Genomic DNA, 23,025 nt, shown 5'->3' on the forward strand with positions numbered 1-23,025 from the left:
GCCATTCCCTCGCTCGGCTCCGGAGCGAGGAATCTCTCCTACGGCTGGCCTGTCGATTGTGGCGCCAATCGGGGGCCGTTTAGTCCCAAAAGTATGTATCCCAGCCGCGTTGATCCTGAAGGCCAAGGGCTTTCGGAGGTGAGTTGCCGCCGCTCTTTCTCGTCGAACAAGCCGGTTTCAGATTGGCCAAGTTTTGGAAGTGGTCCGAAGTAAGACGTCTAGAGACCGTCCGACCGCCGCCTCAAGAGGCAAGCCATCACCTGAGTTCGCTAGCCTCGCTCCGGTAGTCGCGAGAAGCAGCATCGGACGGATGGGGTAGGCCGGGTCCAGGCTCGCGACCTGAGTCCCAGTTTGAGGCCCTCCCATCACATAGGCCGGCAGCGCGCCCAAGGCCGCACCGAGCCCGACACCCCGCTTCACGCCTTCGACGCTCCCCGCGGAACGGATCCGAAGACGCATCCCCGACCGTCCGATCCATTCGGCAAGGTGCGCGGTGAGCTGCCCCGTTGGATCAGGGACTAACAGATCCTGTCCCTCCGACGCTTCGAAAGCGAGCTCGCCAACCCCTGCCCGGTCACCCATTCGGAATATGACAATGGGCACTTCGCCGATCAGCCGCGTAGCCGGCCCGGCGTCCAGCGGCGCCCGAGCCTCCATGGTGAAGCACATGTCGAGGGTCGCCGCGGCCACCATGCCCCGAAGATCCCCGCACAGTCCGACGGTCACTTGCGACGCGATAGCTCGGCCGGGCCGCGAGATCGCAGCAAGCGCCGGGGGAAGGAGGTAGGAACTGATGGACTCCGTCGCCCCCAGCCTCAAGGTCGAACCCACCGCAGGTGTGAGCGACGCCAGGGCATCATCGGCTGCGGCGACCAGTGCGCGGGCATGTCGCAAAAACTCGACGCCGTCGGCGGTGAGTGTCGCCTCCAAGCCATGTCGGCGCACAAGCAGCGGTGATCCGACGACTCGCTCGAGCGCGAGGCACGTCTCCGACACGGTCGACTGAGCCCAGCCCAGCCTGCGGGCGGCGCGCACGAGACCACCCTCCTCGGCCACGGCAATCAACGCCCTGCAGTGTCGAACTTCGAGCTGACGATCCAACGAACACCCATCGGCATGACGATGACCCAATCGCAGCTTTGGCGGACCCAGACCGTGCTGACAACGAGCGATCAACGGTCACTATGGAATAGAATCCGATGAACCTAGGTGAACGACCCGGCCTGCTGATCATAGACGTCCAGATCGGCTTCGAGGATCAGCGTTGGGGACCACGCAACAACCCGAACGCCGAGGCGTCCGTCGCGGAGCTGATCGCCGCGTGGCGCACGGCAGGCCGCCCAATCGTGCACGTGCGGCATGACTCGCAGAGCGCTCTCGGATGCTTCCAGACCCTCACCCGGGGCAACGATCCCAAGCCGGATGCCGAGGCCATCGACGGCGAGCCGATCCATCATAAAACCGTCAACAGCGCTTTCATCGGGACGTCGCTCGAACGCGACCTCCGCTCAGCCGGAATCGACGAGGTCGTCATCGTCGGCCTCACGACGAACCACTGCGTGTCCACGACCGCGCGCATGGCCGCCAATCTGGGCTTCCGTACGATCGTCGTGGCCGATGCGACAGCGACCTTCGACGGCCTGGCGCTCGACGGATCGGTACGGCTTGCGGCCGACGTCCACGCCACCGCCCTCAGTGACCTGAAGGGAGAGTTCGCGGAGATCGAGGACACGGTCGATGTCGTGGCGGCACTTCGTCGGAGCGCATCGGCGTGAAGGCTGGATAAAAGTGGCAGGTCGTCCGATCCATCCGTGCGCGCGTCGATGCCACCTGCATCGACCGTCATCGGGTTGGGTCAGTATCAATCGGTTGGGGAGAAAACGAGATGGCCTTACACACTGCATCGATCAGCTGGACGCGCGGCGACGAGGCCTTCGTCGACAACCGCTACAGCCGCCGTCACGAATGGCGCTTCGACGGTGGCGCGGTGGTACCTGCTTCCAGTTCCCCACATGTCGTCAGGCTTCCATTCTCGGACCCGGCTGCGGTGGATCCGGAGGAGGCCTTCCTGGCCGCGCTCTCGAGCTGTCACATGCTATGGTTCCTGGGCCTTGCGGCGCAGCAGGGCGTGCTGATCGAGCGCTACGACGACGTTCCGGAGGCGCAGCTGGTCAAGGACGATGCCGGCCGGGAGTGGTTCGCGGAGGTCCGCCTAGCGCCCCATGTAGTTATCTCGGGCAAACCGCTCCAGGACGGCGGCGTCGAAGACCTCCATCACCGGGCCCACGAGGCCTGCTTCCTCGCCAACTCGGTCCGTTCGCGCATCCAGATCGACGGCACGTGGACATTTGAGGCCGGATGACACCGGTCATAAAGCGGCGGGGTCGTGCAGCGCCGTTTGAAGGAAAAACGCCATGTCGAGAATGACGCCATTGGAGCCTCCCTACGAGGAGGAGGTCGAGAAGCAGTTCGGCCGGATCATGCAGGAGGGGAAGGAGCCGCTCGCCCTCTTCCGGACGATCGCCCGCAGCCCCCGCGCCTGGAAGAAGTTCCGGTCCGGGTCGCTGCTCGACGACGGCCCGTTGACGCTTCGGGAGCGCGAGATCGTGATCAACAGGGTCTGCGCACGCACGGGCTGCGAATATGAGTGGGGTGTACACGTCGCCGTCTTCGCCGAGCGTGCCGGCCTCACCGAGGCCGAGATAGACGCCACCGTCCATGGATCCGCCGATGCGGACTGCTGGAGCGGAACGGAACAGGTCCTCATAAGCACTGTCGACGCCCTGCACGACCGGTCGACGCTGAGCAGCGACGAGTACCGCGATCTGTCGCAACGTTACGACACGGACCAGATCTTCGAGATCCTCATGCTCGCCGGCTTCTACCGGACCGTGTCATATCTCGCCAACGGCCTTGCGCTCCCCCTCGAGGACAACGCCGCGCGCTTTCCCAAACCGGCTAGCGCGAGCGCTGCTGCCTGAATAGTGGCAACCCAGTGTACCTCGTCACACCCACAGGGCCGTTCGATGATAGCTGGTCCACTGGGTCCAACGATCGCAGCAAGACGCCCGGGCCGTCGATCAGGAGCTTGAGCCGATGTCATACAATCTTGCTCAGATGAACGTTGCCAGGTTCCGGCTTCCGGTCGCGGATCCCGCGAATGCAGACTTCATGAAGGATCTTGCCAGGGTGAACGCCATCGCCGACCGGAGTGCCGGCTTCGTCTGGCGGCTTGTGGGTAGCGGGGATGACGCGACCGATCTGCGTGTCGACCACGATCCGAACCTGGTCGTGAACATGTCGGTGTGGTCGACCATCGATACGCTCTGCGCGTTCGCTTATGGCGATCCCGACCACCTCGCGATCATGCGTCGAAGACGTGAGTGGTTCGACAAGATGGAATTCCACATGGCACTCTGGTGGGTGCCGGCGGGCCACCTCCCGACCGTCGCGGATGGACTCTCGCGTATCGACCTTATCCGGACGCGCGGACCCGGGCCGGACGCGTTCAACTTCAGCTCGCGTTTCCAGCCAACATCTCATCTTCCTCCTTGTTCACAACATCCGGGAGATCGTCATACTCAGCCGACATGAAGCTGCCTAAGCAAAGGCGATTGTCGCGTTCCAAGGACCGACGGAAGCCATCCGGATACCTATGCATGCGGCCTTAGGATCGGATACATCTTCCAGCATGGCCTCCAGATCGGTGACGGTGTCATCCCAGTAGCGCTTCGCCACGGCGAAGCCGACGTCAGCCTTGCTTGGGAAATGATGGTAGATCCTCGCCGCCTTGATGCCGACGTCGGCCGCGAGATCGCGGAAATTCAGTCCGTCATATCCGTGCGACTGGGCGCTGTTCCTTGCAGCCAACAGAATGGCCTCGCCCACAGGCAACGGGACTGCCGCAAGCTGCACCTTCCGCGCCGCACGCCGCTCCGGTAGATTGGTCGTGAGTTCGCTGGCGGCCTATACTTTGGGCGTACTCAGATGGGCGGCCAAGTGCTTGTTCATCTCAAACATGCTCGCCGACTTCTTGCCGAACACCTTCTCGAGCTTGGCGTCGGCGTTGATCTGACGACGGTCCTTGGCATCCTGCAGATCGTGCTTCTTGATGTAGTCCCAGACCTTCTTGACGACCTCGCTTCTAGGTAGGTCGCTTGTGCCAACGATCTCCGCCAGATCTGGCGACGGGGTCACAGGCGCCGTGATGCCGCCACGCGCCCCTCCTGCTGGCTTCGCCGTCGCCTTGACCTTTTTCGTGGAGGCTGTCTCGGCCTTACTCGTCTTTCCAGCTTCTCGCGCCATGGGGTTCTCCGTACGCCGTTGCCCCGCCCTCTGCGGTTGCCTGTGCCGGAGACTGCACCAGCGCACCGCACCGTGCAAGCAACCACGTCCTAGGCGTCGATTGCGCACCTCCACGGTATTTCTAGGCATCCGATCCACCAGATGCCGGGGGCTAAAACCTAAACCGGTACCTCCCGCTCCACCCCAACCGCATCCAGGAAACCTCGGTCGTGACTTACCACCAGCAGCGCACCGTCGAAACCGGCCATTGCCGCCTCAAGCACTTCGATCGCCGCGATATCCAAATGGTTGGTCGGTTCGTCGAGTAGCAGCAACTGCGCCGGCTCCGCCCCACCCAGAACGCACGCCAGCCCCGCACGTAGCCGTTCGCCACCCGACAGCGTCCCGGCCAGCCGGAGCGCGTCCCGGCTGCGGAAGGCGAATTGGGCCAGCGCGGCGTGTGCTTCTTGGAGCCCGAGCGTTGGGTGTAACCGCCGGAAATTGTCGACCAGCGTCGTTTCGCCGTCGAGCAACCCGACACGCTGGTCGAGCATCGCCAGCCGCCCCTCCGCCCGCCGCACGCTTCCGGTCACCGGAGCGGCCAGCCCCATCGCTACACGCAGCAGGCTCGACTTGCCCGCGCCGTTGCGCCCGGTAACAGCGACGCGCTCTGGCCCACGAATCGCGCACGTCCACGGCCCGAGCACGCGTGACCCGACGTCGAGCGTCACCGCGTCCATCACCAGCAGCTCGCGGCCCGACGACAACCCGGTCGGCGGCAAGTCGATCTTTAGCGGGGTCACCACCTCAACCGCCCCGCGCGCCGCCGTCAGTCGGTCGGCCGCGGCGTCGGCCTGGCGCTCGGCCAGTATTTCGCTGCGCGCGCCACTGTTCTCGGCACGCTCAGCCTGGCGCCCCATCAGGATCTTCGGCGCGCTGCCGCTGGCGGCGAAGGCGCGCCCGGCCTTGTCACGCCGGGCCTGCGAGTCTCGCCTTGCCTGCCCCGCGCGATCCACCTCCCGCGCAGCCCGCGCAGCCTGATCCAGCACCTCGGCCGCGCGGGTCCGCTCCGCCTCGCGCACCGCGGCGAAGGCCGACCAGCCGCCGCCGACTTGATGGATGCCTAGCGGAGTCAACTCGACGATGCGGTCGACCTGTTCTAGGAGCACGCGGTCGTGACTGGCGATTATCGCCCCGCCGCGCCAGCGTGCCAGCAACGCCGCGACGCTCGCGCGGCCTGCGGCATCAAGGTTGTTGGTCGGCTCGTCGAGCAGGATCAGGTCGGGCGCTTCGATCAGCAGCCGCGCGATCCCGACCCGAGTGCGCTCCCCGCCCGACAGTGTCGCCATCGTCCGCGACAAATCGATCCCGTCCATCCCGACCTCGCGCAGCGCCGCCGCGACGCGCTCGGGCAGCGTCCAGTCGGCGCCTCCGAAATCACGCGCATCTCCCGCACCGGCCTCGATCCGGTCGAGCACATCCTGCGCCGCCGCCACCCCCAGCGCCTCGGCGGCCGACAGCTCAAGCGCGAAATCTTGCGCCAGCCGCCCGATCCGCCCGCCCGGCACCACGCTCCCGCCCGTCGCCGCTCGCACACCCGCGACGATATCGAGCAGCGTCGATTTGCCGCTGCCGTTGCGCCCGACGAGCCCAATCCGCTCGGCCCCGACCGCCAGCGTCAGGTTGTCAAACAGAATGCGTCCGTCCGGCGTGACGGCGGACAGGCGGTCGAGGGTCAACAGGGCGGACATGGGCGGGCGGAATGCGGCAACAACACCGCGGCGACAACCCGCCACAGCGCCTGCGTGTAGATAGGTGTCGAAAGGGGACCCCACCTCATTAATTTGTAACACTCTAACTTAAAGCGAAAGTTCCGAATTAGATGGGGTCCGGACCGGCGCCGATCGGGATCTCACGGAAAATCAGATCGCAGTTCAGATCCAGTGACTTGTGTTGGAGATAGGTGGGGTCCCGTTTCTAAGCCTATCTACACCGTGACGAACTGGGCGATCTCCACAGCCGGCAGCAGGGGCGCCGAGGAGCTATACCTGACCGTGCTCGATCATAACGCGCGGGCCAAGCGCTTCTACGCGCTGCACCGGCTCACCGAGGTCGGCACATGCACGTTCCAGCTTGGCGACCGGGTCGATGGTGACCGGATCTGGTGCAGGCGCCTGGGCGAAACGAACAGGCGGCCCACTGACACTGATGCGAATTCGTGTCGGCGTGGCCCGAGAACAACGCGGTCAGTTGACTAGCGTCCGAGGAAAACGCCGGTTCGCGGACAGCTCCCGCAGCAGGTGGATCGATCAGCCCATAGTTCGGCGCGCGGAATTCTCGCGAACGGCCGATGCGATAATGCCAGAAAGAAGTGAGACCGCCGGCGTCCCGCCCCCGGGACTGGCGTTCAAGAGTCGGATGCCAACGCCCCGCGAGGGGTTAGGCAGGGCATCCCCAACCACCAGCGCCAACTCGCCAGGCAGTCCGATTGCGCTGCGGAGCGTCACGCCAAGGCCGGCGCTCGTGGCAGCCCAAATCCCGGCTAAGCTGGTGCTTGTGAATGCTATCCGCCATGCAATACCTGCGGCATCGAGCGCCGCCGTCGCCGAAGCACGGAACAGACACGGTCCCTCCATGACGACGAGGGGCACGGGATCCTCTTGGCGCGGATAGCCATTCAGGGAAGAGCCGATCCAGGCCATCGGCACTTCGACGAGCAACTGTCCCTCCCCCTCGTTCCCGCGGTCGCGCTCGTCAGTCCACACAAGGGCGAGATCGAGGTGCCCGATCGCCAGGCGTTCCCGGATCTCTGCGTTGCGGGCGATGCGGGCCTCGATGCGAACGTCAGGATGGGCGCGCGCGAACCTCCCGAGCACCATCGGCAGAATCGCCTCCCCGAAGTCCTCCTGAATCGCCAAGCGGACCCACCCCTCGACCCGGGCACCAGTCACCGCCACGGCGGCCTCGTCGTTCAGGTCGAGCAGCCGCCGCGCATAGCTCAGGAGCTTCTCGCCGGAGTCCGTCGGGACGAGCCCCCTGCCTGACTTTCGCATCAACGGCGTGCCAGCCTGTTCCTCGAGCTTGCGCAGGTGTGCACTGACGGCTGAGGTAGACCGAGCCAGCCGATCGGCTGCCTTGGCGAAGCTGCCAAGTTCATTCCCCGTGACGAATGTCCGGAGCGCTTCAAGGTCGAACGTGACCAGACGTGACATTGAACGTCCTGTTCTGCGGGACGGTCTGTCCCGAACTTTTCGATATTCAGCACGAACCCGATCGTTGATCAAGCTCCGACACAATCGGAGCACCCTCATGGCTGAGCACTATCTCAAAACCGGCGCACTTGTGCTGAGCGCCCTCGGCACAGCCGGCGCCACCGCCCCGTCCGCAGCCCCGAACGTCCAGCGTCATTCAATTCTCGACGTGACCCCGCCCGCCGCTCGCGTCCTCACGAAAGTGGAGGCGTCGACCGTCCGCTTCGGGCCTGGCCAGGCTAGCGGGAGGCACATGCATCCCCACCCCGTGGTCGGCCTCGTCTCGGAGGGAACCTTCATCCTGCAAATCGAGGGCCAGGCGGCGGTGACCCTGAAACAGGGCGACGGCTTCTACGAACCGGCCGACGTGACGATCCTACGATTCGACAACGCTTCGTCAGCCGCGGCAGCGACCATGACGGCCTTCTACCTGGTTGGCGACGCATCGAAGCCCGTCACTGTCATGTTGCCTGACCGGTGAGCGGGACCCGGAAGGCGTTGCAGCGACGAACGGACCTCAAGACTTCTTGCGTCCGCGAAGCTGTCCTCGTTACCTGTCGAGACCAATCTGTCATTCCCGCTCCAGGAGGCCGGGACCACGTAGGGGTGACACCCGCGCCCTCTCGTGCTACGGATTCTGTAGCACAGAAGCGTTGGAGAATGTCGCCAGGCGCGATCCACCGAAATTTGTGTCCCTTGGTCGGCGAGCTTCGGAGCTCGCACCGATCCAGTCATTCGGAGTGATCGGGTGCAAATAACGACTTGCTGTCCTACCCTAACTGCTTGGTCTGCTGCGCGAGCTTCCAGCGATCGGCGAACGCGTATAGCGGCAGGAACGCCTCGATGAGTTCCAGCCCAATCTCCGTGAGGGCATATCCGCCAGAGGGCGCGAGCTCGACCAACCCGGCGTCACGAAGCTCCGTCAGTCGAAGCTGTAGCATCGTGGGCGACGCCTCGCATTGCGACCGCAGCTGCCGCGACGTCAGGCGTCGACTGTCGCGCAGCTCCCACAGGAGCCTCAGCGCCCAGCGACGCTCCAACAGCGCCATGAGCTCCATGATCGGGCGCGCTGGCGTGTCTTCAACCTGTGACATTCATTCCTGCTCGGTGACGCAAGCCCGCCCCGAGGACCAGCACCATGTGAGGCTATCGGCGCCCTCGGCCAGTAGCAAGGAGCTATTGCACACGCTTCGTGTAGGACACAGTTCGGTAAGGAGCGTTGGTCGGTCTGGCCGCAAGAGCTCCGCCGTACGCCGAGGGGCTGCCGCCGCGCGCCAAAGTTCTCCGAACCGGACCTGCCGCATGCGCCGGGCGACATGAGAATCATCGTTTGCGACGACGAGCAAGCGGCATTGCGTCGCCTGCAGATGCTGCTCGAGGACATTCCCGGCGTCGAGCTGATCGATGCGACGACGGATCCACGGGAAGTGCTGCAGCTGATAGCAGAGGGCAGGCCCGACCTCGTCCTTCTCGACATCGACATGCCGGAGATAGACGGCTTCGATGTCGCGGAGGGTCTCATCAGGCTCGGTCTTGAACCCGCCCCCCTGATTGCCTTCGTAACCTCCGAGAGGAGCCTCGCGTGGGAGGCGTACGAGCGCGGCGCCCTAGATCTCCTGCCGAAGCCAGTGCGCGCGTCCCGCCTCCAGCTGACTATCGAGCGCGCCCGCGATGCGCTGGAAGGTCGCGAGGCCCGGTTGTTGCTGCGGGAAGCCGAGCGGCGCCTGGAGGCGCTCGAGGCCAAATCAACGATGCTCGACCCGGCGCACGTCTGGGTCTCACGCCGCGGTGAGACTGTCCGGGTCGATCTCGACCGGGTCGAACGCGTCGCCGCGGAAGGTGCGTACGTTCGACTTCATGTCGGCGACCGCTCATTCCTCCACCGCGAGGCGATCAGCGCGATCTTCGAACGTCTCGACCAGAGGCGCTTCGTCAGGGTGCACCGCTCCCACGTTGTGCGCATCGACCATGTGTCCGCGATCCGGAGGACTTTGCATGGCGGTGGCGAGCTGCTGCTGACCGACGGGGACAACATTCCGCTCGGTCGCAAGTTCTCAAAGGAGGCCCGCCACCGGCTCGTCGATCCGACCGTCGACGACAGACCCAGCGTCAGATTGACCCCTTCGAGCTCAGCAAGCGCCTTCGCCCGTTTCGCACCAACGCGAGATCTCCAGACTGTCTCGTGCACGTGAGGTCGGTGATGCGGTCGACGTCATTGGGCTGGCTGCCCCGCGCCGATTGTCCTCCCACTACCCGCAGATGGTCAACTCGAGGCACCCATGATTAAAGTTCTCGCCGCCGTTTTGATTGCCGCACAATTGACACCGCAACCGCCTCGAACAGTCGTCCGCGTCGGCGACGGGCTAGCGCAGACACGACTGCTACCTTCCGGCACGAGACGCTACGTGCGTTACCTCGTGAAACCGGATGGGAGCCGTCAGCTGCTCGATCTTTGGCAGCGCCGGGTCGAACGCGCCCCTTTGCCCGGCTCGGCACGCCCCGGGCTTCACCTGACCCAGCGCTGGGACTCGGTGCGTGACAATTCTACGCTAATTCAGGACAGCTGGTTCGAGGCGACGACGTTCGAACCCGTCACCCACGTGCGACGAAAGACGAAGGACGGTCAGACGATCGTGCTGGGCTATCGCTTCAGCCATGACAAGGTGACGGGATTGATTGATCTCCCCGACGCCACGAACCCAACCTTTCGAATGGCGCTTTCCGAGCCCTCATTCAATTTCGAATACGACATGGAATTGTTCGAGGCACTTCCCCTCGCGGCGGGAAGCATATTCGATATCCCGTTCTACGACGCAGGCATCGACAAGGCCCCTCAGCGCTACCGCTTCGTAGTCGCCCGCTCCGAAATTCTCTCTGGTCCTGATCGTCAGAAGATCGACTGCTGGGTGCTGACGGGTGACTACCGTACCGGCAAGGTGCTCAACAGCTTCTGGATTGCGAAGAGGTCGCATGTGCTCGTTCGCGAGGAGGGCCTCGGGCCTGACGGCAGCCGACTCGTGAAAGCGCTGCTGCCGCCAGAAGCAGGCGATCCAAGCTGATCAAAAGATCAGTCGCCGCACGGGGCCCCGGCGGGTCCCGACGCCCCTTAACTCTCGGGGACCTGGACAAACTGGAGCTTCCAAGTATGAAATCGTTCATCCTGTCCCTCGCGCTCGTTTCCCAGCTCGTTCCTCCGCAACCGCCCGAGGAGCGACGTAGCGAGCAGCCGATCCCGCTTCCCAGGGACTGGTATCCCGAGAGCCTCGCTCACGGGCCCGACGGAACGATCTACGTAGGAAGCTGGCGCCAAGGGGCGATCGCGCGCGTCCGGCCGAACGGCAACCCCGAGGTGTTCCTCCCGCCCAGTTCGAACGGGCTGGACAACGTGCAGGGGCTGCTCGTGGACGCCAAGGCCGGGCTACTTTACGCATGCACGGGCGCGATCGGCTTCACCACGGTGCCCGCCACGCCTAGCGCGCTTACTACCTTCGATCTTGCGACCGGCGCTCCCCGCGCCCACTATCTTATGCCTGACAAGGGCCACTGCAACGACTTGGCGCAGGACACCGACGGCAGCATCTACGTCACAGATTCCTTCCATCCGCGCATTCTGCGGCTGCGGTCCGGCGCCCGGACTCTCGAAACGTGGATTGAGGATCCCGCGCTCGGGTCGGGATCCACGAAATACTATCTGAACGGCATCGCGATCGACGGGAGGAGCATCTACGTGAGCCCCGTGCTCGCGACTCCCTATGTGCTCCAGCTCGCTATCGAGCGCGACGGAACACCGGGCAGGGTCGCCCGCATCTCGGCACCGAGGCTCCTCCGGAACGTCGACGCCCTGCGCGTGTACGCTCCCGGCCGACTTGTACTATTCGAAAGCAACGCGTTCGGAGGCAACGGACCCTATGGAGGCGCAGTCACGACCGCGCGCGTGGAAGGCAATCGTCTTGCAGATCTGACGACGGTGGCTGCCGGTCTGAACGATCCCTCGTCGGGGTTCGTCCGCGACGGCCGCGTCTACTTCATCGAGTCCAAGTACGCGCTTCTGATGGCCCATCCGAACGACGACGCGGCTATACCCCGCGAAGTCCCCTTCGACATACAGTCGGTGCCCTTGCCGAAGGGGTAGCCGCGTCGCCATCTCCGCACAACATCCGAAGTTGCGAGGCGGCCACTCGCGTAATCGCATCCTGCTTGGCGCCACGCGAGACTGTTGGGCACAGTCGACGGACCGATATCGGCAAAGGACGCTCCTCCCACTGCCTGAGCGGCCATCGGTGATGCCAGCAGACCGTGGAGCGCCGCGAGAGATATCGCAAGCTGGTTCAGTATCTCGACGCCTTAGCGGTAGTCCAGCTCAGAAAGGCGCCTCGCAAGCGCGTCGGTGACAGCCGGCAAGTGGCCGATGGTAAGCATCAGCGCATTCCGGAGAAGTCTCAACGGAGTCGACTGCGCGGTTGCCGCGCGCGTCATCCGGTCGGTCATGCCCACGACGTCCCTGGCGACGGCGTGTCGCCGCGTCGCCCACTCATCAATGCCGGAATCATTCCCGGTGCTGAGCGTGCGGGCCAGGGGTTCAGCAAGCGACGCCGCATCCTGGATGCCCGTGTTCATGCCCTGCCCGCCTGCGGGACTGTGGACGTGTGCCGCGTCTCCGCAGAGCAGCACGCGATCCGCGCGAGGCGCCGAGGTCACACGGTGCTGAAGGTGAAAGCGGGAACCCCAGAGAACCTCGGTAACCTTCGCAGGCCTCGCCTCCGGGCCGCGGCCGTCCAAAAGCATCTGCACGAAGGCGGCGTCCGGACTTTCTGGAGCGTCGGCGATGGTGGCGACGATGCGGAAGCGATCGCCCGGAAGCGGAGCCACGACCATAAGTCCGGTGGGCGAGAAATAGAGATTCACTTCGTCGATGGGCAGCGGCCAATCCATCCGGACGTCGGCAAGCACGAAGTCCTCGTCATAGCTGCCACCCTCGAAGGCAATGCCAGCCTGCGAGCGCACGACGCTGTGGGCGCCATCGCATCCGACCAGCCACTTGGCGCGGATCTCCCGCTCTCCGTCGGCGAAGCGCACCCGCGCCGAGATGTCCGATGAGGATTGGGAAAACGAGATCAGCTCTGCCTGTCTCGTGACCGATCCCCCCAGCGCCGAAAGGCGATCCCGAAGAATGCCCTCCGTCACGTCCTGCGGACACATCAACGTGAATGGATACCGGGTGTCGAGGCCTGCGAAGCTCACCTCCATGAGGCTGCGGTCGCGATCGAGGACGCGGAACGTCGGCACGCGGATCCCGGCCGCAAGGAGTGCAGGCGTCGCGCCTATGCCTTCAAGGACCTCAAGAGTGCGGGCATGAACGACCGCGGCGCGCGAGGTGTTGGCACCGCTCTCGCGCCTTTCGACCAGCAACGTGCGCACGTTGAGGCGCTTCAGCTCTGCCGCCAGGACTAGGCCCGCGGGCCCCGCGCCGACCACCAGCACTTCCGTTTCGTCATCCGCCATAGCTAAGCTCCTAACCGTGTAAACAGTCATTTACTCCAGCGAGGCCCTCGATGTAAACGCTTGTTTGCAAACTCACGGGGTATATGGTCGCCGCCGGCATTCAGGAAACCGCGTGCAACAACCCGCTCCTCCCCGATCACAAGGCACCCGCGACCGCATTCTAGCGGCGGCCCGCACCGTGTTCTCGATGGAGGGCTACGAGCGCGCGACGATCAGGCTCGTGGCGTCCAACGCCGGCATCAACCCAGCGCTCGTGATCCGCTACTTCGGCAGTAAGGAAAACCTGTTCGCATCGGCCGTCACGTTCGACCTCAGGCTACCCGACATGACGAAGGCGTCGAAGGGGGAGGTCGGAACGAAGCTGGTCTCCCACTTCCTCGACCGCTGGGATGCCGACGGTGCTAGCGGCGATCTCCCGGCGCTGCTGCGCGCGGGCATCAGCCATCCGGCCGCGCGCGAACGGCTCCTCGCCATCTTCCAGGACCAGCTGAAGGCCGCGATCTCCTCCGTGACGGGGCCCGCCGAAGCCGGACCGCGAGCGGCGCTCGTCGCTTCGCAGATGCTGGGCTTGGCGCTCGGGCGCTACGTCCTTCGGTTGCCAGACATGGTAGCACTCGATGCAGCGTCGATCGCGCTGACGCTCGGCCCCACCATTCAGCGCTACCTTACACAGCCCTTCGGTGGCTGACGTGAAGAGCTTGCTCCCGTCCACCGCGGCGGACATTTCGCAGTACCTGCCGTCGCCGGCGCTTCCGCAGAGAGCTCTCCAGCCCACATCAGTGCGCGCGTTGCGTTGGCGGTCACCAAGGGGCCCGCACACCCGGCTAGAGATAGGTTGTCACGACAGGTTCGGACCACCAGCTGTTCTCACGGCCGTTGGAAAATCTGACCGGCGCCGCCGCCAGTTCGTCCGGCGTGACGTCGTCCAGGCAGGCGACTGCTATGCTTACGAAATCACCGCCCATCTGTTCGATGTGGCCAGTTCCGAACGGTGCACATCCGCAGCGGCTGCAGAACCGGTGATGGTTCGACATCGTGCCGAACTGGTAATCGGAAAGCGCCTCCTGCCCACGCAAGAGTCGGAATGCATCGGGTTTGACATGAATTCCCCATGCGCGTCGCTTCGTGCAGATCGAGCAGTTGCACTTGCCCGTTCCGGCGCCGAGATCGAGATCGACGGCGAAGCCGATCACCCCGCAGTGGCAGCTTCCCTGATATGTCCTGATCATCTTCGTCTCCAGCTTCTGCCGACGACGTATACGCGTCGGCTGCTGACAGCGTCGTGTCAGCAGCGGAAGGGCTGATGCCATAATGCGACGCGCCGAACGCCTCTTCCAGATCGTTCAGATCATGCGCCGCAGGGGTGGCGTCGTGACCGCGGACTCGCTTGCCGCGGAACTCGAGGTCTCGCAGAGGTGCGTCTATAGAGACATCGCAGCGCTCGTCGGACAGCAGGTCCCGATCCGCGGCGAGGCCGGCCTTGGTTACGTTCTGGAGCCTGGCTTCGATCTTCCACCGCTCATGTTGAGCGTCGACGAGGTGGAGGCCGCGATGCTGGGCGCCCAGTGGGTCTCGGGCCACGGCGATCCCTCCCTGGCCATCGCGGCGCGTGATCTGATCGCGAAGATCGCGGCCGTGATGCCCGCCGGGATGCGGCAGCAGCTGAGCAGTCCCGCCGCGCGTACACCGCCTGGCTGGCAAATCCCCAGCGACGCCGTGGACGCCGCTACTCTTCGCCGTGCCATCCGCAACGGCCGCAAGCTCGACCTGACCTATCAGGACGCAAAGGACACAACATCCGTGCGCGTCGTCTGGCCCGTGCTGATAGCCTACCGCGAAGACACCCGCGCGCTGATCGCATGGTGCGAACTTCGGGCCGCGTTCAGGAATTTTCGACTGGACCGCATATCGAGCGCAGCGATCCTCGACGAACCATGCCCGATCAGGCCGGCCGTGCTCCAGGCTAAGTGGCTTGCCGCAATTCAGACGCCTGTGCCCTGCTCAGAGGAGGCCATATGAGGCGTTGCTGCCTTGAGGCAGTCGATTTGGATGCAAGCCACGGGTCTCATCGCCGAGCCTCTGCTGGCCGTTGCGACGGAGGAGCAACGATCAAATCCGACGTTCCGACATCTGTGGACCATGTGGACAGCAGTTTCCGAAATCAATGTGTCTGACCCAGACGGCATTCCACAGTGTAGCCAATATTCGAAGGGCGGCCGGTTTCGGCTAGAAGAAGTGGGAATGGACGTGAGCGAGAGGGGAATTGTGGATGAGAACAGCCTTGGACGCACCGGTGGAGGCATTGGATGGCCCGGAACAGGCCTTCGTCGCCAAGATCAGGGAGCATGGCTGGTTCCGCACAGGAGTGATGGCGGACGACGGTCAGCTGGGCTTTTCGTTCACGACCGGCTTCTACGTCAGCACGGGCCAACCAGAACTCATGATCTTCAGCATGAAGGACACGATCGCGCATCAGGTGTTCTGGGACCTGTATGAGCTCGCGAAGGCTGGGCAGTTGCCGCCTCGGGGCGTCAGAACCGACGAGATTTTCGGGAACGGCGCAGCCTACCTCTTCGAGGTCGCGAAGCGGCACTATCCGACGCACCTAGGCTGGAGCCGCTGGTTCCACGCAGGCGACGACTTCCCGTGCCTCCAGATCGTCTGGGCTGATCGAACGGGCCTGTTCCCATGGGAGGCCGGGTTTGACCCGGCATTCAACGGGCTGCAGCTGGACCTCAGCGACAGGGGATGGATGGCCGAGCTCGCGCAGTGAGGGTGGACACAACCACTTCGCAAACTCGTGTTGCAGACAACAATGGTCGCTTCAAGGAAGGCCTTCAGCCTTCAAATCGGCTCGCAGCGCCGCAACGCCTCGGCAGCCACGTCGAACGCCTTCCAGGCCGTGCTCGCGAGGCCGCCACCCACACTGCACCGATGCACCCCCAATGCCGCCAGCTGCCGAACCCCCTCGTCGAACTCCTTGATGACGACATTGACCGCTTTAGGCGCAACGGCCGCCACGAGTTCGGCGATCACGCCGTGGTCAAGGATGAACGGCACAAACAGGCAGTCAGCGCCGGCCTCCGCATAGGCAACCGCGCGAGCGATGCTGTCCGCGGCGCTCATGCCGGGAACGCGGAAGTTCTCGTTACGGCCGACTAGCATGACCTCAGGATCGATGGCGTCGATCGCACTCCGGGCGGCGGCGATCCGATCTACTGCCAGAGACCGTTCGTACATGGCGCTACCCGACCAGTCTTCGATGGAGATGCCCGCAACGCCGGTGTCCACGGCCATCGCGACGTTCGCGGCAACTTCGTCCGGAGCGTCCGCGAAGCCGTTCTCGAAATCGGCGTTCACCGGCAGGTCGGTCGCTGCGACCAGCATACGCAGATGCGCCAGCACCTCGTCACGGCTCAGCTCACCGTCGGCCTTTCCCGCCGCCCAGGCGGCGCCAGCGCTCGTCGAGGCCAGTGCCCTGAAGCCGAGGTTGGCGAGTCGCATGGCACTGCCCGCATCCCACGCATTCGGGATGATGAAGAAGCCAGACCCGTGTAGCTCGCGGAAAGCCTTCCTCCTGAAGGCTATCGCCGAAACGCCGCCGCTTGCTTGTTTATCATCAGCCATGAGTGCCTCCAGATCCAAGACCAAGGGATAAGGCATTCGCGCAGCGGCTGACAGCGAAGCCTGGGTCGTTGGTATCGCCTTAGCGGTCGCTGGAAGAAGCTCCGGATCGTTGCCCGGCCTTCACGCAAGTGCATGAAGTCGCACGCGCGGAAGTGCTTCGCGTCACCAAGTGGCCTCATCCCCGGGATCGAGCCTACCGCGACGGATCCACCGGCTCGCGATCAACTTGCAGCTCTCGCCCACGGGCTGACCGGCATAAAACGGAGTGGGATCAGGCCGGCCATCCGCCAATGTGTTACGGGAGACGGCGCGCGTTCGTGGCAGCTGCGTTCGTTGGCACCCTCTCCCGCGCATTTCGTGCATCGGTTGCATCCTTTCAGCTTCACGGTCGGCTAGCCGTTAGCCAACGGACCATGTGCGGAGACGCTCAACGAATGTTGCAGGATCGGACGGGTCCTACCCCCGTCCAGCACGTTGGCTGCTGCCCTAACTGTGGATCGAACATCCGCGGCGGAACTGAGCGGGTCGTGAAGCGCGGCGCCGTTGTCGTTGCGCAGGATCCCGTCGTGGTCACTTGGAACGGGCAACCCGTTCCGCTCTCGCCGACCGAAGCACAGGTCTACTCGCACATCTGCATCCGTGGGCGGGTCACCCATCAGGAGATCGATGACGTCATCCAGCAAATCGGGGCGAACCGCGCGACCAGGTCACTGGTGCTCGGACACATCCGCGGGAAGTTCATGAAAATGGGCGCATGCGATCCCTTCGAGAGAGAGGGGACGAACGCGCTCCGCCTCCGCGTCGATCCGGATGAGCATGGCGCCACCCGCCCGGTGATCGGACTTGAGATGCCGCGCTACGCTACTGCCGCGCGCTGATGGTCGGGAGCATGACACGCACAGGCCGCATCAATGAACGGTTGCTTGATCCGGTCCCGGTGGAAGCCTGCACGTGGACTGCCAATGACCTTCGCGCGCGTGCGAGTCGTCCGATGGCGCTGGAGATCAAGGATGCTTATCCACTTACAGCCGTGCAGCCGGCCGCCCGGGCAATAGCGCTCACTGGGGACTTCGCCAGCCATGACAATTCATCGTTTCGAAACCGCTCCAGATGCATGTCAGCGCTTTGAAGAGACCGGGATGCTCGATAAGCTGCTCTCGGACCACGAGAGGATGCGATCGCTAGGGGACGAGGTCCGGGCATGCCTCACGTCCCTGACTCCCGATCCCGTAAGGATGGAAACGGCCCGCTGGCAGTTGTCGCGGCTCTCCATGCAACACTTCGCGGCCGACGAGCGTCTCGTGCTCGTACCGCTCGAGACCCGAGGCAGCTCAGCCGCAGCAAAGCTCGCCGCCCGGTTTCGGAAGGACCTCGAAAAGTTCTACGAATGGTATCGCAACCACATGGAACGGTGGACCGGGACGGCGATCGAACGAGATCCGACCGGGTTTGGCGGAGCCCTCGATGAAATCCTAGCCTGGCAAAAGGATCGGCTCAAACGCGAGGAACGGGAGCTCTACCCACTGTTGGCGACGCTACGCACCGAAGCCTCACCCCCTCCGGCACGAAACTGGGCGGCCAACGCCTGGGACATCCACGCGAGCATCCATAAACGTCGGTCGGGCGAATGACTCCCGGCAAGCACCTCGCGTTTGACATGACTGAACAATGCCGCGCACCGACCGCGCCCCTCGCGCGGGCATCACCGATAGCGGGCAAGCCGGGAATGTCTGGCAACCCCGCTAGGAAAGACCGAATACGCGTCTTGCGTTCCCTCCGAGAATCGCCTCGGCGGCGGCTGCACCCATCCCAAGCTCCGTCAGACCGGAAAGAGCGTGCTGATGTGAGATCATGGGCCAGTTGGTTCCGAACAGCACCTTCGTACTCCCGTGTCCCCTCATATACTTAACGAGTTCAGCAGGATAGCGCCGGACGGTGTAGGCCGACGTGTCGATGTAGACATTCTCATGCTTCGTCGCGAGGGCGATCGCCTCCTCGGTCCAGGGCCAGCCGATGTGGCCAGCGACAATCACAAGCTCAGGGAAGTCGAGTGCGACCCGGTCGAGGTAGATCGGTCTCCCGACCTCGGAGGACATCAGTGGACCGGTATGTCCGATCTGCGTGCAGAACGGCACGCCGGCGTCGCACAGCGCCGCATAGACCGGATAGAAGCGCCTGTCGGTCGGCGGGACCTCCCAAAGCCACGGCAGGATGCGGATCGCCCTGAACCCCAACTCGCCGATGCACCGACGCACCTCCCGAACCGCTTCCATGGGGCGTGAGATGTCGACCGAACCCACTCCGACCAGCTGCCCGGAAGCACCCTCAACGAAGCCGGCAACCTCGTCGTTCGAGATCATCACGTTGCGTGGGGCATACCAAGCCGAGGCCATCATGCGGCCAACGCCGCCCGCGTCCATGGCCTCCAGGGTCTCGGAGAGGCTCATCTGCTCCGTTCGGACAGGGACACCGGTCCATCTCCAGATCGAGTGGAACATTGGATCCTGACTGTGCCGAAGCGTCGGATGCTGCCCCCAGGCGTCGATAATCTCCATGAGCTGCGGACCCTTCTCAAAGCCAATTCGCGGCGTCGGTCGGTCAGTGACCGAGATTTCACCTGCGCGCGACCGCCGGCCATCGAAGTACGTCGCCTTCATAAGGATTGAATGAGAACTTCTTCAATGACATCCCAGATCACACGAACGTCTCTCGATTTCGGCTGTCTTGGGACTTAAACCGTCATGACTTAGGGATGAGAGAGTGGAGAGATAGTGCACCGAGGAGGTGCAAAACGTCGCTAACCACTAGCGGATTCTTCGCGGTCGCCTCATCAGTTGCCAACACCGTATCAGAGGCAGCCTTTTCGTATCGGCGGGCGATACTGGCGCGCTGTCGCGGCGGCCAACGGCGGCGGCGATGGCGTCGATCATGCTACTCTGCAAATCCCGCGTGTGATCGGCGCGGCGAGCGGAACGTTACAGCCACCGATGCCGGGATTTGCATGGTTGCTGGCGACCCCGACGAGTCTTTCCCGCACTTATACCGTGGCGCAATCGAAGCAAGAGCCGACGAAGGACGAGAGAAATGAACAGAAACCAGCGGTCGATATCTGCGCCGCCACCGCCCTGGCCTTCTCGTTTGATCGCACCGGTGGCCGCGCTGCTGTTAATGGCGCCGGCCCCTGCGATTTCGGCTAGCACCCCGGCACCCTGCACGTCCTCTCTGATATTTAGGGTCCAACCCAAGTCACCCTATGTCGAGAGGCTCGGACTCCGTTCGCTGCTTAACTTCGACTTTCTTGCGGTCAACCGCGGCGCGTCATCACTTGACCTGCGTGAGATCGACCTTGTCGCTAGCGATGCGAGCGGCAAACCGGTGCTCGTCAAGCAGGTCGACCATAATGGTTCGCTTCCGGGAATATCGACCGTGAGGACCGACCCTCTGCGACAGGGGCAGTCCGCCACGCTGTTCAATCCGTTCTTCGACCTTGGAACGGGCATACCACCGGCAAACCTGCGATTCGCATTCACCTTCCGGTCGGTCGACAGCAGCGGCGGGGATGTCACCTGCTCAATCAACGTGCGCCCGCGGTCCTTCGCCACGACCACAACTTTCGCGCTCCCCCTGAGCGGACGCCTGCTCGCCTGGGATACACACGACTTCTTCAGCCACCACCGGCGCCGATCGCTCACGGACGCCGATGCCATCAGCACGGGTCGGACCGAGAACTCGTCGCGCTACGCCTATGATCTCTCAATGGTCGACGCAGCCGGTTCCATGTTCAGTGGGACCGGAACGCGCAACACGGACTGGTATGGCTGGAACCAGCCGGTCCTCGCTGCGGGCAACGGCACCGTAGTGAGGGTGGAATCGGCCCAGCCCGATCAGGATGTCGGAAACCCGGCCTACCCAAAAGCCGCGATCGACGCCGATCCCTGGAACGAGTTCGGCAACTCGGTCGTGATCGACCACGGGAACAACGTCTTCAGCGTGCTGGCGCACATGCGAAAAGGCAGCATCAAGGTCAGACCCGGTCAGCTCGTGCGACGCGGGATGATGGTGGGCCGTGTTGGCTTCTCAGGTGCAGTGCTCACGATCCACACGCACTTTCAACTGCAGGACAGCCCCAACTTCGTCGCAGAGGGGTTGCCGGTGCAATTCAGCAACTTCGTGAGACTTAGGGGCTCGGCGACGATACCAGTCGCCAAGGATGCGATCGCCACCGGCGAGATCGTCTGGGCGCCGAGACCGACACGTCCTCGCGCAGGTGACCGCATGCGAGGCTAGGATCGACGGCAGACATCGTCGCAATTCCATCCAACCAACGGTGGTAGACGTCTCCCGACAGCCCGTTGATAGCGTCGACGTCGAGTAGGGCGCGGCCGGCAAGCTGCCTAGGTTCCTTGCCTACCTCGCGCGGTTGAACATACGGCCCGGAACCCCACTGCCATGGCTTGGTTCGCACCTGCAGAGCACGGTAACGCAACATGCCCGGCAAGGCGCGTTAGCTTGGCTGGGAGCTGAGAACGATACCGAGCTGTCGGGATTCCGACACCTGCTGGAGGGAGCGGGTTTCCTTAAGGGAGACGGCAACGCCTACCGTATAACCGCACAGGGCTATGCGCGGATGGACGAGCTGCGCCGTGGCAGCCTTCCGACGAACCAGGTCTTCGTCGCCATGTGGTTCGGCAAGGAAATGGAGGCAGCCTACGAGAACGCGATACTCCCCGCGATCACGCAAAGCGGCTTCACTTCCATGCGTATCGACCGCAAGGAGCACCTGAACAAGATCGACGACGAGATAGTGGCGGAGATCCGTCGGTCACAGTTCGTCATCGCCGACTTCACGTGCGGGATCGTCGCTGGTGTTGCAAGTCGCATCGCGGTTCCTCGAGGCGGAGTCTACTACGAGGCTGGCCTCGCGCAGGGACTCGGCCTTCCTGTCGTCTGGACCGTTCGCCAGGATCAGATCAACGACGTGCATTTCGACACCAGGCAGTTCAACCATATTGCCTGGGCCGACGAGGATGACCTGAGAGTACGCCTTACCAATCGCATCCGGGCGAACATCGTCGACGCACGCTGATGACAGTCAAGTGCCATAGACGTGAATTGGGTGTCGGGCCCCACCCAGAGGGCGTTCACGCCATTGACGGCCCGACAGTACTGGCGCGCTGAGATCAAGTCTGGAAGTCTGAGCACCATGATAGAGCCAGAGCCTCCACCTGCTTGCCTCCGCGCAGCATGACCTCGCAGCCAAAAAGGCTATTCTCTGTCGCAGCAAAGACGCGCAGACTGCTGATCGCCGATCGGAGCGAGAACCGCGAGTTCTTCCGTGTCTTCGTGGTCGAGGCGGGGGTCAAAACGGCGCGACGAGGGGGCAACTGCGGACATACATCCGCATGACAAGGTGGCCGCTTTCGCGAGCGAAACCTGTGCGAAGACGGCGCGCTTGGAACAAGTGATCAACCGCGAAGAAGCGTGCGACGGGCCAGCAATAGACAACTTCCGAGGGGAACAAATCGTGGCGAATACCGACATCAGCAAGATCTTCGATGCCAAACCCCAGAGCCTCGCGGCGTTCCTCGGAGCTAACGACCAGGGTGCTTCATCCCGTCATACCAACGGGCCTACAGCTGGGGTGCCACGGAGGTGGCTCGGCTCTTCAAAGACACCGTGACGGGCCTCGGCCGCCTTCCGACCTCGCCCAACTCGCTCCGGTTCCTAGGAACCATCATCGCAGTGAACGACAAGGCGCTTCTCGGCGTCGCGGAGCCGATGGACCAGCAGCTGCCCGAGACAGTCATGACACTGATCGACGGGCAACAGCGCCTATGCACGCTGATCACGGTGAACATCCTCCTGCATGACAAGATCGACGCCTCCAGGTCGATCTCGCGGCCGAGGATGCGGCCGATGGCCTGGGACAGATCGTTGGCGACTACCTGTACGATCTGGTGAAGACGTTCCAGTTCGTCGGCCGACCCTCCGACAGCCTGTGGCAGAACTATCCGCGCGTGATCCGCGCCCGTCAGGAGCAATGGGCGCGGCATAAGGACAACGCCCGATACGTTTCCCTGATCGCTCGGCTAATCTGGGCCTACATCGTCCACACCGGGCCAGGGACAGAGGTCGCACCCTTCCGGTACGCGATCGCGGAGGACGTCGAGCTAGGCTCGAGGCATCAAGCGCTCGCCGCCGCCTACAGTCGAACAGCGGACCCGCCGGCGCGGCTGCAAAACGCTGGATACACCCTGATCACGGAGGCATCGCCGAGCAGCGAGCTCTCCATGGACACGCTTGATCAAGCGCGAAAGCGCCACGACCACCAGAAAAGGCGTCCCCTAAAGAAGGCTTAAAT

Annotated in this window: 28 protein-coding genes; 18 read left to right on the top strand and 10 right to left on the bottom strand. The window is 63.8% G+C overall.

Annotated elements, in window-relative coordinates; all coding sequences use genetic code 11:
- Positions 1-177 precede the first annotated feature (177 nt).
- Complete coding sequence (locus tag ACVWYO_RS06055; RefSeq protein WP_457349221.1) at positions 178-1,101, bottom strand: LysR substrate-binding domain-containing protein; 924 nt, start codon at positions 1,099-1,101, stop codon at positions 178-180.
- Positions 1,102-1,199: 98 nt separating this feature from the next.
- On the opposite strand from ACVWYO_RS06055, the gene ACVWYO_RS06060 reads away from it, so the two are divergent.
- From ACVWYO_RS06060 to ACVWYO_RS06075, 4 genes are all read left to right on the top strand, one after another.
- Entirely contained in the window at positions 1,200-1,775 is a 576-nt protein-coding gene (locus ACVWYO_RS06060; RefSeq protein WP_457349222.1) for a cysteine hydrolase family protein, read from the top strand.
- Between the two features lie 110 nt (positions 1,776-1,885).
- Entirely contained in the window at positions 1,886-2,362 is a 477-nt protein-coding gene (locus tag ACVWYO_RS06065; protein ID WP_457349223.1) for an OsmC family protein, read from the top strand.
- A gap of 52 nt (positions 2,363-2,414) precedes the next feature.
- Positions 2,415-2,981, top strand: a complete 567-nt coding sequence (locus ACVWYO_RS06070; RefSeq protein WP_457349224.1) for a carboxymuconolactone decarboxylase family protein — start codon at positions 2,415-2,417, stop codon at positions 2,979-2,981.
- Between the two features lie 136 nt (positions 2,982-3,117).
- Complete coding sequence (locus ACVWYO_RS06075; protein ID WP_457354887.1) at positions 3,118-3,594, top strand: DUF3291 domain-containing protein; 477 nt, start codon at positions 3,118-3,120, stop codon at positions 3,592-3,594.
- 6 nt (positions 3,595-3,600) lie between these two features.
- Here ACVWYO_RS06075 and ACVWYO_RS06080 read toward each other — a convergent pair whose 3' ends face one another.
- The 4 genes from ACVWYO_RS06080 to ACVWYO_RS06095 form a co-directional block, all read right to left on the bottom strand.
- Positions 3,601-3,915 (bottom strand): TetR/AcrR family transcriptional regulator, encoded by a 315-nt coding sequence (locus ACVWYO_RS06080; protein ID WP_457349225.1) that lies wholly within the window; start codon positions 3,913-3,915, stop codon positions 3,601-3,603.
- 51 nt (positions 3,916-3,966) lie between these two features.
- Positions 3,967-4,305 (bottom strand): SWIB/MDM2 domain-containing protein, encoded by a 339-nt coding sequence (locus ACVWYO_RS06085; protein ID WP_457349226.1) that lies wholly within the window; start codon positions 4,303-4,305, stop codon positions 3,967-3,969.
- Positions 4,306-4,463: 158 nt separating this feature from the next.
- Positions 4,464-6,035 carry an ABC-F family ATP-binding cassette domain-containing protein gene (locus ACVWYO_RS06090; RefSeq protein ID WP_457349227.1) on the bottom strand — a complete coding sequence of 524 codons (1,572 nt, stop codon included), beginning with the start codon at positions 6,033-6,035 and terminating at the stop codon, positions 4,464-4,466.
- A gap of 558 nt (positions 6,036-6,593) precedes the next feature.
- Complete coding sequence (locus ACVWYO_RS06095) at positions 6,594-7,496, bottom strand: LysR substrate-binding domain-containing protein (protein WP_457349228.1); 903 nt, start codon at positions 7,494-7,496, stop codon at positions 6,594-6,596.
- Between the two features lie 97 nt (positions 7,497-7,593).
- Between ACVWYO_RS06095 and ACVWYO_RS06100 the strand changes: the two genes are divergently transcribed.
- Positions 7,594-8,016, top strand: coding sequence for a cupin domain-containing protein (locus ACVWYO_RS06100; RefSeq protein ID WP_457349229.1), 423 nt, complete (start codon positions 7,594-7,596; stop codon positions 8,014-8,016).
- 289 nt (positions 8,017-8,305) lie between these two features.
- Here ACVWYO_RS06100 and ACVWYO_RS06105 read toward each other — a convergent pair whose 3' ends face one another.
- Positions 8,306-8,629 (bottom strand): winged helix-turn-helix transcriptional regulator, encoded by a 324-nt coding sequence (locus tag ACVWYO_RS06105; protein ID WP_457349230.1) that lies wholly within the window; start codon positions 8,627-8,629, stop codon positions 8,306-8,308.
- 222 nt (positions 8,630-8,851) lie between these two features.
- Between ACVWYO_RS06105 and ACVWYO_RS06110 the strand changes: the two genes are divergently transcribed.
- From ACVWYO_RS06110 to ACVWYO_RS06120, 3 genes are all read left to right on the top strand, one after another.
- The gene (locus tag ACVWYO_RS06110; RefSeq protein WP_457349231.1) at positions 8,852-9,727 is read left to right on the top strand and encodes a LytR/AlgR family response regulator transcription factor; all 876 of its coding nucleotides are present in this window, start codon (positions 8,852-8,854) and stop codon (positions 9,725-9,727) included.
- Positions 9,728-9,814: 87 nt separating this feature from the next.
- Complete coding sequence (locus ACVWYO_RS06115) at positions 9,815-10,594, top strand: DUF3108 domain-containing protein (RefSeq protein WP_457349232.1); 780 nt, start codon at positions 9,815-9,817, stop codon at positions 10,592-10,594.
- A gap of 86 nt (positions 10,595-10,680) precedes the next feature.
- Entirely contained in the window at positions 10,681-11,667 is a 987-nt protein-coding gene (locus tag ACVWYO_RS06120; RefSeq protein ID WP_457349233.1) for a hypothetical protein, read from the top strand.
- A gap of 212 nt (positions 11,668-11,879) precedes the next feature.
- Here the strand turns inward: ACVWYO_RS06120 and ACVWYO_RS06125 are convergent, their stop codons facing one another.
- Entirely contained in the window at positions 11,880-13,037 is a 1,158-nt protein-coding gene (locus tag ACVWYO_RS06125; RefSeq protein ID WP_457349234.1) for an FAD-dependent monooxygenase, read from the bottom strand.
- Positions 13,038-13,149: 112 nt separating this feature from the next.
- Here ACVWYO_RS06125 and ACVWYO_RS06130 point away from each other — a divergent pair, with 112 nt between their 5' ends.
- Entirely contained in the window at positions 13,150-13,725 is a 576-nt protein-coding gene (locus ACVWYO_RS06130; protein WP_457349235.1) for a TetR/AcrR family transcriptional regulator, read from the top strand.
- 136 nt (positions 13,726-13,861) lie between these two features.
- On the opposite strand, the gene ACVWYO_RS06135 is transcribed toward ACVWYO_RS06130, so the two are convergent.
- Complete coding sequence (locus ACVWYO_RS06135; RefSeq protein WP_457349236.1) at positions 13,862-14,266, bottom strand: GFA family protein; 405 nt, start codon at positions 14,264-14,266, stop codon at positions 13,862-13,864.
- An 82-nt stretch (positions 14,267-14,348) separates the two neighbouring features.
- Between ACVWYO_RS06135 and ACVWYO_RS06140 the strand changes: the two genes are divergently transcribed.
- Both ACVWYO_RS06140 and ACVWYO_RS06145 read left to right on the top strand, forming a co-directional pair.
- Complete coding sequence (locus ACVWYO_RS06140; protein ID WP_457349237.1) at positions 14,349-15,056, top strand: helix-turn-helix transcriptional regulator; 708 nt, start codon at positions 14,349-14,351, stop codon at positions 15,054-15,056.
- Positions 15,057-15,318: 262 nt separating this feature from the next.
- Entirely contained in the window at positions 15,319-15,810 is a 492-nt protein-coding gene (locus ACVWYO_RS06145; RefSeq protein WP_457349238.1) for a DUF4262 domain-containing protein, read from the top strand.
- A gap of 71 nt (positions 15,811-15,881) precedes the next feature.
- Here ACVWYO_RS06145 and ACVWYO_RS06150 read toward each other — a convergent pair whose 3' ends face one another.
- A complete protein-coding gene (locus tag ACVWYO_RS06150; protein ID WP_457349239.1) occupies positions 15,882-16,664 on the bottom strand; it encodes an isocitrate lyase/PEP mutase family protein in 783 nt (260 codons plus the stop codon).
- A gap of 527 nt (positions 16,665-17,191) precedes the next feature.
- Between ACVWYO_RS06150 and ACVWYO_RS06155 the strand changes: the two genes are divergently transcribed.
- Together ACVWYO_RS06155 and ACVWYO_RS06160 are read left to right on the top strand one after the other, a co-directional pair.
- The gene (locus ACVWYO_RS06155) at positions 17,192-17,542 is read left to right on the top strand and encodes a hypothetical protein (RefSeq protein ID WP_457349240.1); all 351 of its coding nucleotides are present in this window, start codon (positions 17,192-17,194) and stop codon (positions 17,540-17,542) included.
- A 261-nt stretch (positions 17,543-17,803) separates the two neighbouring features.
- On the top strand, positions 17,804-18,295 hold the full coding sequence (locus tag ACVWYO_RS06160) for a hemerythrin domain-containing protein (RefSeq protein WP_457349241.1): 492 nt from the start codon (positions 17,804-17,806) through the stop codon (positions 18,293-18,295).
- A gap of 111 nt (positions 18,296-18,406) precedes the next feature.
- On the opposite strand, the gene ACVWYO_RS06165 is transcribed toward ACVWYO_RS06160, so the two are convergent.
- The gene (locus tag ACVWYO_RS06165; protein ID WP_457349242.1) at positions 18,407-19,321 is read right to left on the bottom strand and encodes an amidohydrolase family protein; all 915 of its coding nucleotides are present in this window, start codon (positions 19,319-19,321) and stop codon (positions 18,407-18,409) included.
- A 177-nt stretch (positions 19,322-19,498) separates the two neighbouring features.
- Here ACVWYO_RS06165 and ACVWYO_RS06170 point away from each other — a divergent pair, with 177 nt between their 5' ends.
- From ACVWYO_RS06170 to ACVWYO_RS06190, 5 genes are all read left to right on the top strand, one after another.
- Positions 19,499-19,861 carry a hypothetical protein gene (locus ACVWYO_RS06170; protein WP_457349243.1) on the top strand — a complete coding sequence of 121 codons (363 nt, stop codon included), beginning with the start codon at positions 19,499-19,501 and terminating at the stop codon, positions 19,859-19,861.
- Entirely contained in the window at positions 19,815-20,951 is a 1,137-nt protein-coding gene (locus tag ACVWYO_RS06175; RefSeq protein WP_457349244.1) for a M23 family metallopeptidase, read from the top strand. Before ACVWYO_RS06170 ends, ACVWYO_RS06175 begins: the two co-directional genes overlap by 47 nt.
- 340 nt (positions 20,952-21,291) lie before the next feature.
- Positions 21,292-21,750, top strand: coding sequence for a hypothetical protein (locus ACVWYO_RS06180; protein ID WP_457349245.1), 459 nt, complete (start codon positions 21,292-21,294; stop codon positions 21,748-21,750).
- A gap of 524 nt (positions 21,751-22,274) precedes the next feature.
- A complete protein-coding gene (locus ACVWYO_RS06185; protein WP_457354889.1) occupies positions 22,275-22,625 on the top strand; it encodes a GmrSD restriction endonuclease domain-containing protein in 351 nt (116 codons plus the stop codon).
- A complete protein-coding gene (locus tag ACVWYO_RS06190; protein ID WP_457349246.1) occupies positions 22,622-23,023 on the top strand; it encodes a hypothetical protein in 402 nt (133 codons plus the stop codon). Before ACVWYO_RS06185 ends, ACVWYO_RS06190 begins: the two co-directional genes overlap by 4 nt.
- The last annotated feature ends 2 nt before the right edge of the window (positions 23,024-23,025 follow it).

It is taken from the genome of Sphingomonas sp. UYP23 (assembly GCF_054059235.1).

Excerpts from the sequence above, each read along its gene's own strand:
- ACVWYO_RS06090 (WP_457349227.1), bottom strand. The coding sequence starts at position 6,035 with ATGTCCGCCCTGTTGACCCTCGACCGCCTGTCCGCCGTCACGCCGGAC.
- ACVWYO_RS06060 (WP_457349222.1), top strand. The coding sequence starts at position 1,200 with ATGAACCTAGGTGAACGACCCGGCCTGCTGATCATAGACGTCCAGATC.
- ACVWYO_RS06100 (WP_457349229.1), top strand. The coding sequence starts at position 7,594 with ATGGCTGAGCACTATCTCAAAACCGGCGCACTTGTGCTGAGCGCCCTC.
- ACVWYO_RS06140 (WP_457349237.1), top strand. The coding sequence starts at position 14,349 with ATGCGACGCGCCGAACGCCTCTTCCAGATCGTTCAGATCATGCGCCGC.
- ACVWYO_RS06085 (WP_457349226.1), bottom strand. The coding sequence starts at position 4,305 with ATGGCGCGAGAAGCTGGAAAGACGAGTAAGGCCGAGACAGCCTCCACG.
- ACVWYO_RS06115 (WP_457349232.1), top strand. The coding sequence starts at position 9,815 with ATGATTAAAGTTCTCGCCGCCGTTTTGATTGCCGCACAATTGACACCG.
- ACVWYO_RS06135 (WP_457349236.1), bottom strand. The coding sequence starts at position 14,266 with ATGATCAGGACATATCAGGGAAGCTGCCACTGCGGGGTGATCGGCTTC.
- ACVWYO_RS06125 (WP_457349234.1), bottom strand. The coding sequence starts at position 13,037 with ATGGCGGATGACGAAACGGAAGTGCTGGTGGTCGGCGCGGGGCCCGCG.
- ACVWYO_RS06165 (WP_457349242.1), bottom strand. The coding sequence starts at position 19,321 with ATGAAGGCGACGTACTTCGATGGCCGGCGGTCGCGCGCAGGTGAAATC.
- ACVWYO_RS06110 (WP_457349231.1), top strand. The coding sequence starts at position 8,852 with ATGAGAATCATCGTTTGCGACGACGAGCAAGCGGCATTGCGTCGCCTG.
- ACVWYO_RS06065 (WP_457349223.1), top strand. The coding sequence starts at position 1,886 with ATGGCCTTACACACTGCATCGATCAGCTGGACGCGCGGCGACGAGGCC.
- ACVWYO_RS06075 (WP_457354887.1), top strand. The coding sequence starts at position 3,118 with ATGAACGTTGCCAGGTTCCGGCTTCCGGTCGCGGATCCCGCGAATGCA.
- ACVWYO_RS06160 (WP_457349241.1), top strand. The coding sequence starts at position 17,804 with ATGCTCGATAAGCTGCTCTCGGACCACGAGAGGATGCGATCGCTAGGG.
- ACVWYO_RS06150 (WP_457349239.1), bottom strand. The coding sequence starts at position 16,664 with ATGGCTGATGATAAACAAGCAAGCGGCGGCGTTTCGGCGATAGCCTTC.
- ACVWYO_RS06105 (WP_457349230.1), bottom strand. The coding sequence starts at position 8,629 with ATGTCACAGGTTGAAGACACGCCAGCGCGCCCGATCATGGAGCTCATG.
- ACVWYO_RS06095 (WP_457349228.1), bottom strand. The coding sequence starts at position 7,496 with ATGTCACGTCTGGTCACGTTCGACCTTGAAGCGCTCCGGACATTCGTC.
- ACVWYO_RS06120 (WP_457349233.1), top strand. The coding sequence starts at position 10,681 with ATGAAATCGTTCATCCTGTCCCTCGCGCTCGTTTCCCAGCTCGTTCCT.
- ACVWYO_RS06180 (WP_457349245.1), top strand. The coding sequence starts at position 21,292 with ATGGACGAGCTGCGCCGTGGCAGCCTTCCGACGAACCAGGTCTTCGTC.
- ACVWYO_RS06070 (WP_457349224.1), top strand. The coding sequence starts at position 2,415 with ATGTCGAGAATGACGCCATTGGAGCCTCCCTACGAGGAGGAGGTCGAG.